Below are 17,661 nucleotides of genomic sequence, written 5' to 3' on the forward strand. Positions count from 1 at the left end.
GCTTCCGCTTCATCTGTCCGTCCTTCGTCAGGGCGGACTCTAAATCCTTCTGGAGGAAATTCTTAGGGGCAGGTCACGTCGCGCCAAGGATCGCGGATCCTAGTCCCATCCCCTGAAAAGCGGGATCTACAGCCATAAAGCTCAAATAGAAATGCATTTCGCGCGGATGAGCCCTTTCCAATTCGCCGGATATCGCAGCCCCGCGCACTATCCGCCAAAATCCACACATCTGTAGGATCAGAGGCAGTAGCTTCAACTGCTCAAAAATTCCAGAAGGCCACGCGGCTATCCCAGGCGACAGCCATATTGCACATGCCGAGCCGTCATCGCTCATCCATGCTTCGCGAGCGGGTATCGCGCGCTCATACAAGAACCAAAAGAAGAATGCCTCTAGCCCCGAGAGGCGTTCTGGCCCTGATCGAGCCAACCAATCCATGACGGGGTCGTTGAGAAATGCCTTCGTCAACAGCCGCGCGAGTCGGTCGGTATCGTCCAGCCTTGCGCGCCGCGGCGTGGAAGCAGCCCTAAGTCTGCGCGAATGTTCGTTGGTCATCCGACCGCCCGCCGATTGCAGTCGATATGAAACATCATCCCGCCATACCTCACCCCGTCCGGGAGGTGTTCGACGGTGGACGGGTTAGAAGCACAGGCGCCGCGCTTGAAGGTCGTGCACACCGCACAAGGACGTATCTGTTCCAGCGCCGGTGTCCTGAAGACGCTAGCGAAGCCGTTCGATCTTCGCTGCAAGGTCGGGATAGCGACTGACCCTGTAGGTCGCGTTCTCACATGTCAGGACCCAGACATCGTAGTCCGGCTTGGATCGCTTCGCGTCTCGCACAGCTCGCACTGGGTTGTCGCAAGCAACTCCCTGATCGCGAATCTGGGCCGCGAGCATGTCTTTAGGTGAGTCCCCGGCGAGCTCTACGATCGACCCGAAATAGTCCTTCTCCGAGGGCATCCCACCGAGGATTGGAAGAAACAAGATCAGATATCGGGACGCCGTCACGGCTCGCTCCACCGTGAAGCCAAAATCGCGTCGGCGTTTGGCGCCACGCCCAGTGCGGCCACGGATGTGGCGACGCTCAGCCAAAACGGGTCGTTGACTGACATCATGAGTTTCGACGGGCTGCAACTGCGACCAAAACATCCGCAGGGTGAACCAGTTTTATTGTGACCGATTTTGCGAGAGTTGATCCTGCGCCGCTATGCGAAAACGGCAGACGAGAGGGACTGCAACTGTTGCGTGCAAGGCACAGTCCTCCAATAAGCGACGGGCGGCCGAGGCGGCTTGCCGAATTTGCATAGACGAACAGTGGCGGTGCCGAGCTATGCTTTATCCAGAGTTGCGTCTCCGCAGGCCGGATTCCTCGGCAATCGCGGTAGGCCAGAAAAATTCCAGGGGGCAGCAGATGCAATGCCTTCAATTGGGGTTGGAGTTTAGCTTTTCTCGACGGTGTTTAAGTATTGGATTGTTGGCCGCGTTGCTCGCGCTTCCCGGTCAAACCGCTCGCGCTGATGAAGGCGGCGTCAGCTTCTGGTTGCCCGGATTCTTTGGCAGCCTCGCGGCTGTACCCGCGCAGGCGACGGGCTGGTCGGCGACCTCGATTTATTGGCATGATTCGGTTCACGCGGCTGGCGACGTGGCGCGGGCACGCGAATTCGAGCTCGGTCGCATCCCCGCGAATCTGACGGCCAGCTTGAGCGCCAACCTCAATTCCAATCTGGATCTCGGCTTTTTGATCGGGACTTACACCTTTGCGACCCCGGTGCTGGGCGGTCAGGCCTCCGCGAGCCTTATGGGAATCTACGGCTCCAACTCGACCTCGCTGGCGGGAACGCTTACAGGAACTTTGGCGACGCCTGGCGGCGCCATTCCCTTCTCGCGCTTCGATAACATCAACAGCTCGCTCACTGCATTCGGCGATTTGTACCCAACATTTCAGCTGAAGTGGAATGCCGGCGTCAACAACTACATGACCTACGTCAGCGGGGACATCCCGGTCGGGGCCTACGACTCAGCCCGGCTTGCCAACATCGGAATCGGGCATTGGGCGATCGACGCCGGCGGCGGCTACACCTATTTCGATCCAAAGGCCGGGCATGAAGCGTCAGCGGTGCTCGGATTCACCTACAACTTCATCAACCCGTCTACTCAATACCAGAGTGGGGTCGACATGCACCTCGACTGGGGCGTGTCACAATTCCTGACCAAGCAGTGGCAGGTCGGTCTCGTGGGTTACCTGTACCAGGAACTCGGCTGTGACAGCGGCTCCGGCGATCGCGTCGGCTGCTTCCGATCGCGGGTGGTCGGGGTCGGACCGCAGGTCGGCTACATCATCCCACTCGGAGACAACCTACAGGGGTATCTCAACCTGAAGGCCTACGGTGAATTCGCCAATGAAAATCGGCCAGCGGGCTGGAACCTCTGGTTGACATTCAATATTTCGCCTGCGGCACCAACGCCGCCGACATCCACGAAGCCGAGGATCACGAAATAAGATCGCAGGTGCCAAATACTCTTGTGTGACGAAAGGAGCACCTGTTTGATCTGATTGACGACCAGACCCAGCGAATTTTGGCGAATCGGGTCGAGGCTGCAGAACATAGCTATCGCAATCAAGTTGGCGGTCGCGACGCACGATGCGGATTGCAGGCTGGCGAAGATGGTGGATCGTCCTTGTGGGCGTACTCATCGCCTACTTGGTGCTGGCCTATGTCATACTGCCCGCTTTGTGGCGCCATCACGAGCACGAGCCGGGCCTTGCGTCCTTGCCCATGGTCACTCGCACAGCGAGCGGCATCCCGGGAGACGCGCTCAATGTAGGCCTCGTCGGCAGCAAGGAAGACGTCCTTCGCGCCATGCACGCGGCAGGCTGGTTTCCGGCGGACCCGATCACCGTGCGCTCGAGCATCGAGATTGTCGGCAGCGTTGTGCTTGACCGCCCATATCACGACGCGCCCGTCAGTCCACTCTATTACGAAGGAAAAAAGGAACAGCTGGCGTTCGAGAAGCCTGAGGGTACAAGCGCGGATCGTCGGCACCACGTCCGATTCTGGCAGGTGCTCGAGAAAGGAACGGACGGCCGTCCGGTCTGGCTTGGTTCTGTGACCTTCGACCGCGGCGTAGGCTTGAGCCGTGACACGGGGCAGGTGACCCATCACATTGCGCCCGATATTGACGCCGAGCGCGACCTCTTGATGCGCGATCTGCGCGAGGCAGGGATGGCGCAAAACTTTTTCCAGATTTCCGGAACGGGCCCGACATTGTTTGGCCGAAATGGCGAAGGCGATCCTTACTACACGGATGGCGAAATCGACGTCGCCACTCTGGTGATCGATGGCGTCCCGCAGGCAGAGCCGCCGCTAACCCTGCCGCCGCCGCCGCTGATCGCCCTGAAGGATCAAGTCTGGCACGGCGTCAGCAACGCGATCAGCCAGTAATCGTCGCGCTACTGATTGTCATCCGGCCTGTCAGGCGGGCGCGATGCGTCTCTTCCGATTGCGACCCAGCAATTTCTCTTCTTCGTATACTTTGCTCTGAGTTGCGGGCGCTCTTGGAAGAACGCCCGCGGGTTGAAAGACCGGGCCGGCTACTGACCCTCGTGGCCCTTGATCTTGTCCTCGACCTCTCGCTTTACGGCTTCAAGGTTGAAGCTCGCCGGCGCTTGCATCGGCGGAAATTCGATGGCCGTTTGTGCCAGTCTGGCAACCTCCTGTTGAACAAGCACGAACCGCCAGAATTCGCGGCCCATGAAATCGTTCATGTAGCCTCCGCCGGCGTTGTTCAGGCTTTCGGCCCGGGTTATCGGCGTTCGCTCAAACGGGTCTTGGCGGATATTGATAATAGTCGGCATGTCGGTGGTGTCTTTTTCACCCGGCCAGCCATAGGGCTGCTGGAAGAACTGAAATTTGAAGTCGTTGTATCGAAGGGCACCAAGATGCGGACCGGCAAAATAGAAGAGCTCATGGCGGGCGGACGGTCCCTTGCCGGTCAGAAGGTCCATCTGATTGTAACCGTCGAGGTGGACCTTGTACGTGCGGCCTTCCAGCGTCGCGCCCTTGAGAAGCTGGTCGGTAATGTTCGGGTTTCCTGCCGCTGCAGTCAGCGTTGGGAACCAGTCGAGCCCCGAGAAGATTCCGTTCTCCACCGAACCCGGCTTGATGTGGCCCGGCCAGCGAATGATGGCCGGCACGCGGAAGCCGCCCTCATAGCTGGTGCCTTTGGTGGCCTTGAACGGGGTCATGCCGCCGTCCGGCCAGGTGAACACCTCGGCGCCATTGTCCGTTGTGAAGATGACGATGGTGTTATTGGTTTCACCGATGTCATCGATATGCTTGAGCAGGGCGCCGACGCTGTCGTCCAGCTGAGCCATGCCGGCTTCCTCAAGACCGTAATTCGTGTCGTGGTTCTGCATCGTGCTGTACTTGTTCGACAGGAACGTCCAGACGTGCATGCGCGTCGTGTTGTGCCAGACGAAGAATGGCTTGCCGTCGCGCTTGGCTCTGTCCATGAAGTCACTGGACGCCTTGACCAGCACTTCGTCGAAGGTGGTCATGTCGTACTTCGCCTTCAGGAACGGCAGATCGTGCATGTTCGGCACGTTCGCCATATCCGGGAACGGCGGCAGTGGGCCTTCGTCGACAATCCTTTGCTTGCCAATCTTACCCCAGCGCGGCATCTCGGTGGGGTCGTCCTTGTCGGTCGCGTAGCTGTGGACAAGGTAGCGTGGGCCGTACTTGTTGTAGTAGTCCTGGTTGACTGGGAAAGAGTACCAGTACGGATCGGACATCGCGTCGAGGTGATATAAGTAGCCGAAGAATTCGTCGAAGCCGTGTACCGTCGGCAGATATTTGTTGAGATCGCCGAGATGGTTCTTGCCGAACTGCCCCGTTGCGTAGCCGAGCGATTTGAGCGCGGTGGCGAGTGTCACGGCCTGGTCTGGTATGCCGACATCGGCACCGGCCTGGCCCACCGTCGTCAGTCCGGTGCGGATCGGCAATTCGCCAGTGATGAAATTGGCGCGCCCCGCCGTGCAGCTCGCTTCGGCGTAGTAGTCGGTAAACATCATGCCTTCAGACGCCAGCTTGTCGAGGTTGGGCGTCTTGCCCGACATCATTCCGCGGTGGTAAGCGCCGATATTGAACCAGCCGACATCGTCACCCATGATCACGAGGATGTTGGGTTTTCGTGCCTGTTCTTGTGCGGATGCGGAGCCGATCCAAGGCAAGCTTGTTGCGAGCAACGCCACACAGAGACAGATGCTCAATTCTAGCTTGAGAAGGCATTTGCCCATGATCACCTCCAAATCTAACCTTATTGAAGGGATCGGAGTTCAGCTCGAAAGCAAGTCTCGCGCTATGCAACTTCGGCAAATTGTGCCTGCGGATTCCGAGGTACCGATGCTGCTGGCCAACCTGAATGAGTGAGTCTGGCATTGCGTCGGAAGCCAAGTAGCTAAGAGCAGTCGCGATACAAGCTCTATCGCTTCAAACGAGCACGGAGATCGTTAGAGAGCCGAGCCAGATCAGGGTCGTTCGGGGAAGTGCGAGATAGCTGTTCAGCATATTCAAGGGCGCTGCTGATATCTCCGGAATCGCGGCTGAACGTCATAAGAGCCATCAGTGTGTCGCGATCGTCGGGATGCCGGGCAAGACTCTCCTTCAGGACTGTCATCGACGCGTCCGCGCGGCCCGAAGAATGCAGCGCCACGGCGTAGACATAGGCATAGCGCGACCGGTCAGGTTCGAGTTCGGTCGCCATGCGGAATTCGGCTAGTGCGTCATCCGGCCGTCTCTCGCGGGTGAGAGTGAGTCCGAGCGCATGGTGCAGGCCTGCGTCCTGGCGAGACGAACCGATTGCTGCCCTCAGCGCGCTCTCTCCATCGCCATCCCGGCCAAGCTGCCGATACAAATCCGCGAGATTGATCGCTGCGGGCGCGTATTGTGGGCTGAGCCGTAGCGCGGCCTGATATTCCTTCTCTGCATCGCCGGTGAGCCGACGACGGACGTAGAAATTGCCCAGGGTTGCCCGGGATTCGGGCCGATCCGCGTTGAACTGCTGTGCGGCAATGAACTCGGCGGCCGCACGCTCGAAGGCTGGACGATCAGCAGCCGGTTGGCTTTCTGTCGGTACGGCGGCCAGCACGGATACTGCCCTGATGCGAACGCCGCGGCTCGTATCCGAGAGCAGCGGGGCGACAACACCCCAGAGCCGGTCGCCTGGAAGACCGTCAAGCATGTCGAGTGCACCGATACGTACCATTGGATCGGGATCCGACAATCCCTTGCGGGCGAGATTAATGTTGTCTCCCGAGACCCGCGTGTGAAGTTCGCTCAACGCACTCGCCCGCGCGATCGCCGGCGTTGCTGGGCTGGCGGCAACCAGCGCCAGCAGAGCCGCGGCCTCGGGGCGCTCCGTCCAGGACGCCTGGAATGCCTCGGAGTAGTTTTGGAACCCCTTTCGCGCCGGTCCGTACCAGGCCTCGATGGTGTCGGTCGCCCATTGTGCCGATTTGTCGGCATGACAAGAGTTGCAGGCGTTCGGGGTGCCAAGCCTCACTGAGAGATCGGGCCTCGGTATTCGAAAGCTGTGGTCGTGCCGCCGGTCCACCACCATATAGGTGTTTGCGGGCATATGGCACGATACGCAGGTGACTTTTGGTGTCACGCCATCGTGGCGGCTATGTGAGGCAACCTCATATCTGTCAGGGGCGTGGCACTGCAGGCATATGCCATTGCCTTCGGCGCGGAGCTTGGCGGAATGCGGATCGTGACAGTCGCTGCAGGTGACGCCATTTGCAAACATTTTGCTCTGCTTGAACGGACCGTAGTTGTAGACCTCGTCGAGCATTTGCCCGTCGGCATGATAGAGGCCGCGGGCGAGGGTAGAAACAAGGTGGGTATCAGATAACGGCTGCCCCGGAATCCAGTCCTCAGAAAACTGTCCACGTCGCGCATGGCATAGCCCGCAGGTCTCAACCTCTCGGCGCGTCGCTGCCGGCGGGGCGCTGCGTTGCGGATCGGCGGTCTTCGCGTCGGACTGCCAGGTGATGCCATCGCGCTCCTTCAGCAAGACGGCGAGCCCTTTCAGAGGATGTTCATCTCTGTCAAAAGGCCACCAGCTCCGCTGACTATGCGCCCAGTCGACGTGGCGCGAGCCTTTGCCGTGGCACGTCTCGCAGCCGACGCTGATCTCCGCCCAGGTCGTATGGAAGCGATCATTGGTCGCATCGTAGTTTTTCTTGACGCCAGTGGAATGACACTCCGCGCACATGAAATTCCAGTTTTGATTGAGCTTGGTCCAGTGTAGCACGTCGCCGTGCTTAATCTCCTCATCGGGATAGAGATGAAACCAGCGTTGGCCGCCCTGGTTTTTCGGACGGCTGTCCCAGGCAATTGAAAGCGCCTGTATGCGGCCATCCGGAAATTCGATCAGATATTGCTGAAGGGGATCGATGCCGAAGGTGTACTTGACCTCAAAGACCGCGAGCTTGCCGTCGGGACCGTCGGTCTCGACGAAGAATTTGTTGTCCTTTTTGAAGAAGCGGGAATGGACGTCGAAGTAGTCGTAAGCAGACCCGTCGAAACTGCCGAGCACGGAATCTGCGGTGGCGTGCTGCATGGCGTGTTTATGCTGGGATTTTTTCCAAAGGGCAGCTTCGGCTTGGTGGCACTCAGCGCAGGTTTCGCTGCCGACAAAGGTGAGGGTAGGGGCCGGGCCGCTGGTACGGAGCGCCTCAGGAAAAAGAAACTTGCCATTGATGGCCAACAGGAATGCCACGGCGCCGATTGTGATGGCACCGACAGCCGCCAATGTCGTGATGCGCCGCTTCGGGCGGAAAGGGGCGTTGCGGGTATCTGCCGCGCCGACGGTCGGCTTGGCATGCGCGTCGCGCTGAGAGCCACTCTCACTCTTGCTGGCCTTGTCCTTGTTGCGCGCCACTGGCTCTGCTCGTTGGACCCGCCGGATTGCTGAGAGAAATTGATCAATGTGGACCCGTGTGGGCTATGCAGATTCGGCAATTCGGCGGCGATGTGGCTCCTAAGCCTGAAGCGTCGCTTTGCGAAGCTCAGCTTCCTCTTAGCACTGCTTATGTCTTCGCAGGCACTGGTAAAGGTGCGGAATCGGTCGACGCCCGCGATCGCTCTGCATAACCCACTTGCCGATTCTGGGTGCGCATGCTCCCACCAATACGCCCTGCCGCTCGTCGAGTCTTCATAACTTTGCGCCAGCCGAATTTGCATAGCGCGCGACGCGCTCCCGCTGCAGGCTCGCTGCAATGAGAAATAAGCCTCCCCTATGGAAGCAGAGCGTTAAGTCGATGAAATCCGGTTACGGAGCGTTTCCGCTCATTGAAGGAGAGCGTTTCCGATGATCAAGACAGCAACAGTGTTCCTCGCCGTGATTGGAGAGTTTGCGACGGCGGCTTTCGCGAAAGAGCCGCGCACAAAACTTACGGCGGCTCACGATCTCCGCCAAGACACGCCAACCCACATCAGGTCTATACCAGATAGCTGCAGGGCAATCTTTGTCGGCGGCCAAGACCTATTCGATCGCAACAACCCGAACAACCTCAGAACAGACTATCCGAGCCCGCCGGCTCAACCGGCCCAGTTCTGAAACGGCTTGTTTGTAACTCTCAGGTCGTTGCCGTGCGTTGAGCGCGAGGCTCGCAGCAGTCCAAGAGGGGCGGACCATTCGAAGGAAGGGAGATCCGTATGAAAAGTCTTTCATTGGTTATCGGAATATTCGCCGCGGTCGGGGCTCCCGGCGCATCGGCTCAATCGATTAACCTGACCGGCATTTATACGTGCGTTGCGATGTGCCGGGGAGACCTACCTGCTCACGTCACGCAGAACGGACCTGCCCTTAATCTTACAACCGAAGCAGGGGTGCCTGCCCGCGCTTGGCCTGACTGGTTTGCGCCAGTTAGCCGAATATGGATTGGCGCCTTCAATGAAGGCGCCGTTTATTCTGCGGATGGCATGCTCATTCAGTTCGACAATGGCACCATCTGGCACCGAGACCTGCCACCTCCTCCTCCAGGGCGAAGGTAGAAGCCAGCGCAGCAATCGCTCATTAGCGCGTCCACGTGGACAATAGCGCTGGCATGGGCGGACGCTGGCAAACATCCGCGAGGTTTGGCGCTAATCGTTGTTTCGATTCTTGCTTGCGCCCCTCAAGGCTGTCGTGGGAGATATTGTCGACGGATCGGTCATCTGCACACAGGTCAACAGATCAACATAGCTGCCGCTCATTCCAGGAATGGTCGCTTCCTGCGTGCAGCGATCGCGAATGGAAGCGGAATAGGTCGACCAGATACCTATGAGCTGCACTTGCGCCGCATCTTCGTCGCGCAGGCAATCCGCGAGGGATCGAGAAAGGTCGAGGTCCATGGCCTTGTTCGTGGCCGCCGTCTCTTTACAGGAGCGCTGGACGTCGATGATCGGTACGTGATCTCCGACGAGTATGACCAATGGACTTCCGAGTTGGCTGGCAAGTGCGATTGACAAGAATGCGGCGATCATGGGGACTCCTTTTCGCGCTTAAGAAATTACAGGTTGGAAGCTTCGCGCGTGCTGCGATTCGCCAGTCAGAGATGCGCCATGGCCCGGTGCGCCCGCCGACCGGTCGAGCCAATTAGAGTTCCGGTTCAGAGGTGCGACGATGCAGAATCGGAATGTCTCGGGCGGAACTCACAAGCGATCTCCCGGACCGCTTCGGGCTGGGATTTGCCCACACGCGATCCTGCGCCAGGTCGGATCCTATCGAACACGAGATTCGTCCAACCGACCTGGAAGCGCTATGCAGTTTCGGCAAGTCACAATGGACGGGCGCGCTGCAGAGTCGCTGAAGGTGATTCACCGAAGGTCGCGCGGTACGTCACAGCAAATCGCCCAAGCTCCAGGAACTGATGAGTTCGGGCAACCTCCGCGACGGTGATTTTCGAAGGATCGGCGTGTCGTAGCGCCGAGCGTGCCTTGTTCAGCCGTCGGAACAGCAGATATCGGGTAGGACTGACACCAAGGAATTCGGCGCAACACAGCCGCAATGTGCGTTCCGGCACGCCAATCTCCGCGCAAAGCGGGCAGCCTTAGTTCGTCATCGAGGCGCTCGCTCAGCGCTTCTTCGAAGCGGATCATGATTGCGGCGTGATGCTGTTGTGCTTTTGTGATTGTCGTCCGCGTCGTTAGCGCCAAGGCAGTGAATGACCGCATGAAGCATTTCGCGCTCCAGCGCTTCTGCGACCTCAGAGTACTCGATCAAGTTCTTGCCGCTTTCCGCAAGGTGGCAGGCTTGCCCAAAGGAAGACTGGAATTCCAACGAATCTGAGCCCGCGGGGCATAGAACTCTGCTCACGCGCGGCAACGGCATCTCACGTCCGGTCAGTGCCTTGGCGCAACTCGATAGTTCCGCCGCCGATATTGCTATCAGGCCCCATTGGCAGGCACCGCCGGATCGTTGATGCATGGCCTGGCCCCAGCAGTGCAAGACGAAGTCGCCGTTTTCCAAACCAACTCCGTCGGATATCAGGGATAACGTACCGATGGGAAACGACAGGAACATCCGCTCGGGCGGCAGGCGGATGTATGCAATACGCGGCAGGTCCTCGCTACACCAACAGACTTCCAGGTGATTTGTTTTCAGACGAATCAGCCGCGCGTTGAAATCACCGGCGCCTGTTATCGTGAAGTTGATGCGTGTATCGCCAAATGCGGCTGCGTAGCCGTCGGGATCGCTGAATGTAAATGTGGCGACTTCTGCCATTTGCTCCGTCCGCGGAGAACAGTTCTTGCGACCCATTGAAGGTCTTGGGTCTCATCGATTGCAGACAGCATTGAACAGGCGTTACGCCTCGGCTATGCGGCTTTGGCACGTCGATAGTGAATTGCGATATCTGGCGGCCTCCGGCAGGAAAGGCGATCTCCTCCGGTTGCGATCAATGGCAAGACCAGCCGAGGGACGGTCTTTCGGTAGATGACCAAGTCGCCGTGTGCGTCGCTATGGCCGTATGCCCATTTCGTAACGGCACAGACGATAGGCGTCCATTCCCGTGGCCTGGCTTTCGGCATCGGTACCGCTGGTCATATCGCCAACCGCGGCGCTTGCCGCTTTGTTGGCTTTCCTGAAGCATTCAGCACGTGCGGACCGGACACCCATCTTTGCGGCCTATGCTGGTAGCGATGTTGTAAGGAATAGAACGCGCGAAGCGACAACGAAGAGAGTTCGGATGGAGAGCATGTTCTCCTGCCGGGAGGGGTGAGCTCAGCGTAGCCGGTACAGGTTGAGCGTTTCCCCGATGATTATCAGCTCGGCGGGGATAACGATATCCGCCGGGCCAGACACCGCTTTGCACTTACGGCAAGGAGATGCAGCCGTAGGCCGAGGGGCGGATGAAGAGGTCAGGCCACCAACTCGACTTGCCGATCACGAAGAGGACGCGGGCCGCCGATCAGCTTGAGGTTCTGCTGTCTAGCGCAACAGACGGATCGGAGGATTCGATTTTGACGTAGGGCCACCGCTCCGTCATCGCCCCTACTCGCAGAAGAGTGCAGCTGCAAGACCTTAGGTTCTGGAGGGATCATCCAGCGCCAGCGCGTGGACCGGCACGGATACAACGTTGGGTGTCCCCCACGCTGTCGAGATCCGAATTTGATGAGACGCCCACTCGATACTCTGCGTAAACACGTTGCTGACGACCGCCGCAACTCGGCCGTTGCAATCGATCACGGGCGCTCCCGAGGCGCCGTGATCGATAATAAGGCGGTTGTCGCCTTCAAAAAATTCCAGGAGTGCCATGCCGGTGAGTTTCCTGTCATCTCCGAACCGAACGAATCGTCCGGTCACCAGCTGCAAGTGGCCGGCCGGATATGCGAGGGTGATGACCTGCTCTTCAGGTAGGAGCGGCTCCTTTCGGATCGTGACGCTCCGCGCGTCGGAAACAGCGCGCTGGAGCTCGATGACGGCAAGCCGTTCTGCCTGGGTTCCCACCAAGCGCTGCACGCGCGCAGCGATGAACTGCATCCGATCTCCGTCCATGATCTCGAGAGATTTCCACTCATCGGTCGAGAGCTTCATCCCTGCAGTGACGTGCTCGGCGGTGACGATCGTTCTTGGGGACAGGAACCAGCCGGTGCCCCGGACGCCGACGAGGCCTGGACGCTCATTGCGTTCCGCATCATCGAAATACCGCATGATGCTGACGGTCGTGTGCGCGAGCTGCGCGGCGTCGATGCAAGCTGCACAGACGGGTTGGATGGCTGAAAGTAGAAAGAAAGAAAGAAATAGCAGATGACCACCGCGTCCATGCATCGCAACGAACCCCCATGCTCAGGCAAATCAAAAGGCGTGATTGCGACAGAGCAATAGGGCGGTTCGATTTATCCAAGAGACTTTCCCGAAGCTTGGTTTTTTTGTGAGCCGCGTGGCGCGTTTGTCACAGCCATCGAAGGTCCGTCGCAATGACAAGCGGCAGAGCAACCGTATCGGTCGCGATCTCATCAATGAACGCTGCGGACGTCGCACCGTTCCTATTCAGAGCGGTTACGTGCTGAGCTCGATTGAACCCGATCTCATTTATGAGGCCCGTTGTCGGATCGGAAAATTGTGCGGCTGCGGGGGCGGGTAGGTGATCAAATTGGTCGCAGTCTGCCCCGGGCGTTGCCGCAAAGTGTCCGAAGGTGGTTCCCCAAACAGCGCGCGGTAGGTCGCAGAAAAACGTCCCAGCTCCCAAAAGCCGTGATCCGTAACAATACGGGTGACCGTTGCCGTGGACGGATCTGCAGCTAGCAACGCCCGTCGAACGAGGTGCATTCGGCGCAAGGTTAAATAACGGATTGGCCCCATGCCAAGATGTTCTTCGCAGGAGGCGCGAAGCGTTCGCTCTGCCGCGCCGATGGCCACGCAGATTTCGGCGAGGTAGAGCGGCCGGTCGGGATTTGCTTCCAGGAATCTCACGAACCGCGCGAGGATGGTGTCGTGGCTACGGCGGCCTGCAGTCGGCTCCACAGCGTGGCCTTCGGCAAGACATCTGACCAGGATGTGAACGAGCTCATTCTCCAGCGCTCGACTCACTTGGGGGATTTGCAGGATATCAGGGGTGTCATGAGCAAGTTGTCCGATGCTCTTATGCAAATTCAGCAGTCGAAGCATCAGTCTCGAAGGCGGACGAATGATGGATTTGCGCGTCGTCTCCGGTAACTCACGACCGTTTATTGCTTCAGCAGCAGCAGCGAGATATTCGGATGGAAGGGACACCGTGCCATAGTGAAAGTTCGTGCCAGATCGTTGATGCACGACATCGGACCTGTTCATGACGATGTCGCCGGGTACAACGTCAAGGCCGCAGTTAAGCAACGATGATGAATTGCCTTCGGTGAGAAATCCGATCGATCTACGGCCGGGCTTCACCGCGACCGTATTAATCTCCGGCAGCGATATGTGGATTCGGTGCATCCAAATTCCGTTCATGCCGACTTGCGTGACATCGGCATGAAAGTCTCCCCTTGACGTGGGTAACAGCTCGACATCGGCGGACGGAAAAATGACCTGACAGGCCGACGGGTCATCAAAACTGAAAACTCTACTCAACGCCATTTCTGTTCTCCCGGAAACAGAAAGTACGAGTTGGTCGGCTAGCTGCTAACGATTGAGGGGACTTTCGCAAAAAACGAAAATGGGCAACGTGGCCGTGGCGACCAGCAAACTAAATTTTATTTTAGCCTTGGCGAAGCCGTTTTCAACCAGCGGTGGGTTGATGTAGATCAACACTCGAAATGTGACGGGTCGCTGACGCTGTTTGCGCGTCGAGAACGGCCAAGCCTTTTATTCTTAGGGGTCGGCGAGAGTGTTGATGTGCCCATCAAAAGGCATTCTGCCACAATTGCGGAAAGCGAACCCCACCAGCATACCTTTACACTTAGATCATGATGAGCTCGGCGAGCACGGTTTCGATGATTTCATTGACGCGTGTGATGGCGATCGCGCCGAGCGCGACGTTGGCAGAAGCCTGAGCCAGGCTGCTCTGCGCCTGAAACAGGTTTTGCTCGGCAGTCAGCACAGTCGTGAAGTCCGTGGCGCCTTGCTCGTACTGTTCCGTTCCGATTCTCAACGCTCCGCGTGCAGCCTCGACACTCTTGCTCAGATATCCGAGCTGGACCCGCGACTGCAGGAAGGTCGAAATGCCATCATCCACCTGCTGCTGCGCCTTGAGGACCGTGTTTTGATAGTCGACCAAGAGCTGTTGCAACTTGGCATCCTGCAAGCGCACATTATTGGTGATCTGACCGTAATTGAGGATGTTCTACTGAAACGCCGGTCCAGCCGCATAGGTCACACCTCTTGAACTGATGATCTGCCCGAGATTGTGGCCGTTGGCGGTGCTGGCGGATCCTCCAAACGTGCCGGTGATGCTGATTGCCGGGTAGAGCTGCGCTTCGGCGATGCCGATCTGTGCGTTCTGCGCGAGAGCGGCGAGTTCCGCCGCGCGAATGTCGGGTCTGCGGCGCAGCAGATCCGCTGGGATTCCAACTGCCATCGTGCTGGGCGGTGCCGGTATCCTGCCTCTCGAGCGTGCGAGCAGCAGATTGAGCTGCTGTGGCGGAATGCCAAGCAAAACGCAAAGCGCATTCTCTACTTGCTGCAATTGAATCGTGAGCTGCGGAATCGCTGCTCGCGTCTGTTCGAGGACATTGGTCGCTTGAAACACATCACGTTCGCTGCTGCCGCCCCCAGTAAATTTGCTTTTGCGATCTTGAGGCTTTCCTCCTGTTTGCTGATGTTGGAACGAGCGATCGCGATCAATTGCTCGGTTGTGCGGATTCCGACATAGGTCGCAGCAATGTCACCTAGAAGCGTGACCAGAACGTCATCGTAATTGGCGATGGATGCGAGATAGGCGCCGTCAGCGGACTCAACACCACGCCGAAACTTGCCCCAAAAGTCCAGTTCCCAGGCGGCCTGAATCGCGAGAGCATCGGCCCAGAACTGGCTGGGTGTGGTGTTCGGTGGGGCGGCCGGCGTAGCAGCGCTGGGCTGGGTGTAGATCAGCGAGCCCGTCCCCTGCTGCAGCTGTGGATAGAAAGAGCCGATGGCAATGCCGAGGACCGCACGCGCCTGGAGCACGCGTGTCCCGGCACTCAACAGCGTGAGATTCTGATTGTAACCAATGAGGACGAGTTCATTCAGCGTGGGGGCATGGAACGCTTTCCACCAACCCTGGTAATCCTGGTCGCCGGACTTGATGGAGCGATTGCTCGTGTCGAGAAACTTGTCGGCAAGCGGGGCCGACGGCGGGAAAAAATCAGGGCCGACGGCGCACGCCGCAAGCGGCGGTACGAGCGCCGCTAAGAGCATCCAACGAAACCGCGCGACAGCCGGTCCGGCGCCGCGAAGAATGCTCATTGGCGCAGCCTCCCCGTGGTTGCTCAGGAGCGTATTTTCAACCTATCAACTTTTGCGATCGATCGCGCGAACCCTCCGACAGCAATCAACAAGCAGGCGCGATCTGCATCATTCTTGTCACATGCAAGTTCGGCAAGCCGTGCCCGCACTCGGCTTAGCTCTTTGCAACGGTCGGCTGGACGTAGAGCAGCCATTTCTTCATCCGGATCGCGACCTTCGAGATGACGTGTGTGGGCTTGCCCGCCCGCGTATAGATGGCGGCGGTACCCCCCGAACCGATCGACAGTTTTCGCGCAACGGCCGGATCGTCAAACAGGATCTTGACCGCGAAGACGCCGGTCGAGCCGACCTTCGCCGCCGTAGGTATGTCTCCGCTTGTGGTGAATTGCCCCCCGCCAGAAGCGGGTATCACGGCGTCGACCCTTCCAGTGAACAGCCGACCCGGATAGGGATCGAGCACGAGCTCGACGTCGTCTCCCGGCTCCACATTCGAGAGCCAATTCTGGGGGAACACTGCCCCAACGGCAATGCTGGACGTGTCGACGAACGTGCCAGCCGCTGCGAGCGGCATGGGCACCAGCATGGTCCCAACCTGGACCTGCCAGTTCACCACGTATCCGTCGCCCGGCGCTGTCATCCAGCACTGCGCGAGATTGAATTGCGCGTCTCCCAGCTGAGCCTCCACAGCGGGGACGCTGCTCTGCGCTACGACCACTGCGAAGGCCGCCTGACGCGCGGCGGCTTCGGCCTGCTGCAGAGTAGACTGCGCAGCGGCCAGTGCAGCGACCGACTGTTGTTGCCCGGCCTGTGCCTGCGTGACGGCCGCTCCGGCCTGTGTGACAGCCGCATCCGCCTCCTGGCGCTGTTGCTTGGCCTCTGCCACCTTGAGCTGACTGATCGCGGCCACATCAGCCCGCTGGATATTCAAGGCGATCTGTTCCTGCGTCTTGGCCAGGTCGTCGGCGGCTTTCGCCTTGTTGAAACTGGCTTGCGCATTAGTACGAGCACGACGGCGCAATAGGTCACGACCAGGAAAGCAATCACCGCCGCTTCTCCTTCTCGGATGAACCTTTGTGCAAAGGAGTGGGTTGCTGGGCGACGCTGTCGGGCTGAAGGGTCATCCCTCGTTCGCGAAACGGCCGGACCGGGAGGCGTGATGAAGGCCCAGATCAAAGCCAGCGGCCACAGCAGGCCGCCGGTCGCCACGCCGATCCAGCCGGCGACGCTGACCGCTGACGCTTGCGGATGTCCCCATTTTCGCGCAAGGCGGCCCGGCAATTGCCCCAAGCTGACAACAGCGATCACCGCCACAGCGATGAGAACGGCGAACACCACAAAAGCAAAGGCGTCCAAAACGCCGAATGTGGCATCCATTGTTGTTCCACTTTCTCCCGTGACTCGGCCTCAAGCGGACGAACGACCCGCAAGTCGCGCTTGGAGTCCGAGGTTCAACTGAGGCCAGGGCCTATGGCTATGCAAGTTCGGCAAGTCCGTAGCGTATTTGCTCTGGATGCAGCTATGAGGGTAGGGGCGAATACCCATCTGGACTAAGACCTGCACCCGGGGGCGGTGCGTAGCCCCGCCGCTGGTTCGCAATTGTCTTGGGGTGACCCCGGTCCAGCGCTTGAATGCGTCAGTAAATGCGCTCACTTCGTGACGGCCAAGCAGCTACGCGACCGCTGGCATCCAAGTTGGGCTGTCAACGTAGCGAGGGCGGGCCGACGATCTGACTAAGGTCGGATTTGCCTTCAATGACTGTGCGGCAAACCGTGTTCGTTTCGGCATCCGGCACACCTTGGAAGCACGATTTCTTCCATACAGAGGAGGTCAGGTGCGAGTATCTTTGTTGTCCCCGCGCCGCGATCTTGGTCTCCGAAAAACCGCTCGCTGAAGGCACGTCGCCAAACTGGATGACTTGTTGCCATCCGCAATTGTCCGGCCATTGAGATACTCATTACAAAGCATGTGCCCGCGATCGACCGCAGCACTTTCAGACCATTGAATGGCGGAATAGGGTGAAGAGCCAAGGCTGAACACCTCCGACAGACAGGATTATTTCCTGCGATTCAAGCGATCGGGCTGGAGCGTTCTCGATCCGATGCAGGCTGATGCGTACGGGATGTTTCTGGTGCACTATGCGACTGTACTTGGGCTGCAATATCGGCCTTTCGATTTCGGCGGATCAGCCCTCGGCAAGGCCTCCTCATTGCCATCGTGCTCACCATCATCTCGAACTGGACAGCGACCGAAAGCGCTGC

At 58.9% G+C, this 17,661-nt stretch carries 13 protein-coding genes and 1 pseudogene; 3 read left to right on the plus strand and 11 right to left on the minus strand.

Annotation, left to right across the window (positions count from 1 at the left end; all coding sequences use genetic code 11):
• The first annotated feature begins 1,469 nt into the window (after positions 1-1,469).
• Entirely contained in the window at positions 1,470-2,498 is a 1,029-nt protein-coding gene (locus tag ACQR1W_RS23315) for a SphA family protein (protein WP_434853441.1), read from the plus strand.
• A gap of 142 nt (positions 2,499-2,640) precedes the next feature.
• On the plus strand, positions 2,641-3,441 hold the full coding sequence (locus ACQR1W_RS23320; RefSeq protein ID WP_434852996.1) for an LssY C-terminal domain-containing protein: 801 nt from the start codon (positions 2,641-2,643) through the stop codon (positions 3,439-3,441).
• 149 nt (positions 3,442-3,590) lie between these two features.
• Here the strand turns inward: ACQR1W_RS23320 and ACQR1W_RS23325 are convergent, their stop codons facing one another.
• Together ACQR1W_RS23325 and ACQR1W_RS23330 are read right to left on the minus strand one after the other, a co-directional pair.
• On the minus strand, positions 3,591-5,294 hold the full coding sequence (locus tag ACQR1W_RS23325) for an arylsulfatase (RefSeq protein WP_434852997.1): 1,704 nt from the start codon (positions 5,292-5,294) through the stop codon (positions 3,591-3,593).
• 185 nt (positions 5,295-5,479) lie between these two features.
• Positions 5,480-7,942 carry a multiheme c-type cytochrome gene (locus ACQR1W_RS23330; protein ID WP_434852998.1) on the minus strand — a complete coding sequence of 821 codons (2,463 nt, stop codon included), beginning with the start codon at positions 7,940-7,942 and terminating at the stop codon, positions 5,480-5,482.
• 429 nt (positions 7,943-8,371) lie between these two features.
• Between ACQR1W_RS23330 and ACQR1W_RS23335 the strand changes: the two genes are divergently transcribed.
• Complete coding sequence (locus ACQR1W_RS23335) at positions 8,372-8,620, plus strand: hypothetical protein (protein ID WP_434852999.1); 249 nt, start codon at positions 8,372-8,374, stop codon at positions 8,618-8,620.
• A gap of 527 nt (positions 8,621-9,147) precedes the next feature.
• Here ACQR1W_RS23335 and ACQR1W_RS23340 read toward each other — a convergent pair.
• The 9 genes and pseudogenes from ACQR1W_RS23340 to ACQR1W_RS23380 all read right to left on the minus strand — a co-directional run bounded on the left by ACQR1W_RS23340 (position 9,148) and on the right by ACQR1W_RS23380 (position 16,777).
• A complete protein-coding gene (locus ACQR1W_RS23340; RefSeq protein ID WP_434853000.1) occupies positions 9,148-9,528 on the minus strand; it encodes a hypothetical protein in 381 nt (126 codons plus the stop codon).
• 293 nt (positions 9,529-9,821) lie between these two features.
• On the minus strand, positions 9,822-10,073 hold the full coding sequence (locus ACQR1W_RS23345) for a helix-turn-helix domain-containing protein (RefSeq protein WP_434853442.1): 252 nt from the start codon (positions 10,071-10,073) through the stop codon (positions 9,822-9,824).
• 29 nt (positions 10,074-10,102) lie between these two features.
• The gene (locus ACQR1W_RS23350) at positions 10,103-10,768 is read right to left on the minus strand and encodes a hypothetical protein (protein WP_434853001.1); all 666 of its coding nucleotides are present in this window, start codon (positions 10,766-10,768) and stop codon (positions 10,103-10,105) included.
• Positions 10,769-11,566: 798 nt separating this feature from the next.
• Positions 11,567-12,313: a S1 family peptidase gene (locus ACQR1W_RS23355; protein WP_434853002.1), complete on the minus strand. Its 747-nt coding sequence runs from the start codon at positions 12,311-12,313 to the stop codon at positions 11,567-11,569.
• Between the two features lie 264 nt (positions 12,314-12,577).
• A complete protein-coding gene (locus ACQR1W_RS23360; protein ID WP_434853003.1) occupies positions 12,578-13,597 on the minus strand; it encodes a helix-turn-helix domain-containing protein in 1,020 nt (339 codons plus the stop codon).
• A 322-nt stretch (positions 13,598-13,919) separates the two neighbouring features.
• Positions 13,920-14,537, minus strand: a pseudogene (locus ACQR1W_RS23365) (TolC family protein).
• Positions 14,538-14,632: 95 nt separating this feature from the next.
• Positions 14,633-15,403 carry a TolC family protein gene (locus tag ACQR1W_RS23370; protein WP_434853004.1) on the minus strand — a complete coding sequence of 257 codons (771 nt, stop codon included), beginning with the start codon at positions 15,401-15,403 and terminating at the stop codon, positions 14,633-14,635.
• A gap of 154 nt (positions 15,404-15,557) precedes the next feature.
• Positions 15,558-16,331 (minus strand): HlyD family secretion protein, encoded by a 774-nt coding sequence (locus ACQR1W_RS23375; protein WP_434853005.1) that lies wholly within the window; start codon positions 16,329-16,331, stop codon positions 15,558-15,560.
• A complete protein-coding gene (locus ACQR1W_RS23380) occupies positions 16,328-16,777 on the minus strand; it encodes a DUF3302 domain-containing protein (protein WP_434853006.1) in 450 nt (149 codons plus the stop codon). The genes ACQR1W_RS23375 and ACQR1W_RS23380 overlap by 4 nt, the downstream gene beginning before the upstream one ends.
• Positions 16,778-17,661 lie beyond the last annotated feature (884 nt).

The sequence above is a fragment of the Bradyrhizobium sp. HKCCYLS1011 genome (assembly GCF_051167795.1).
In the GTDB taxonomy this organism is placed as follows: domain Bacteria; phylum Pseudomonadota; class Alphaproteobacteria; order Rhizobiales; family Xanthobacteraceae; genus Bradyrhizobium.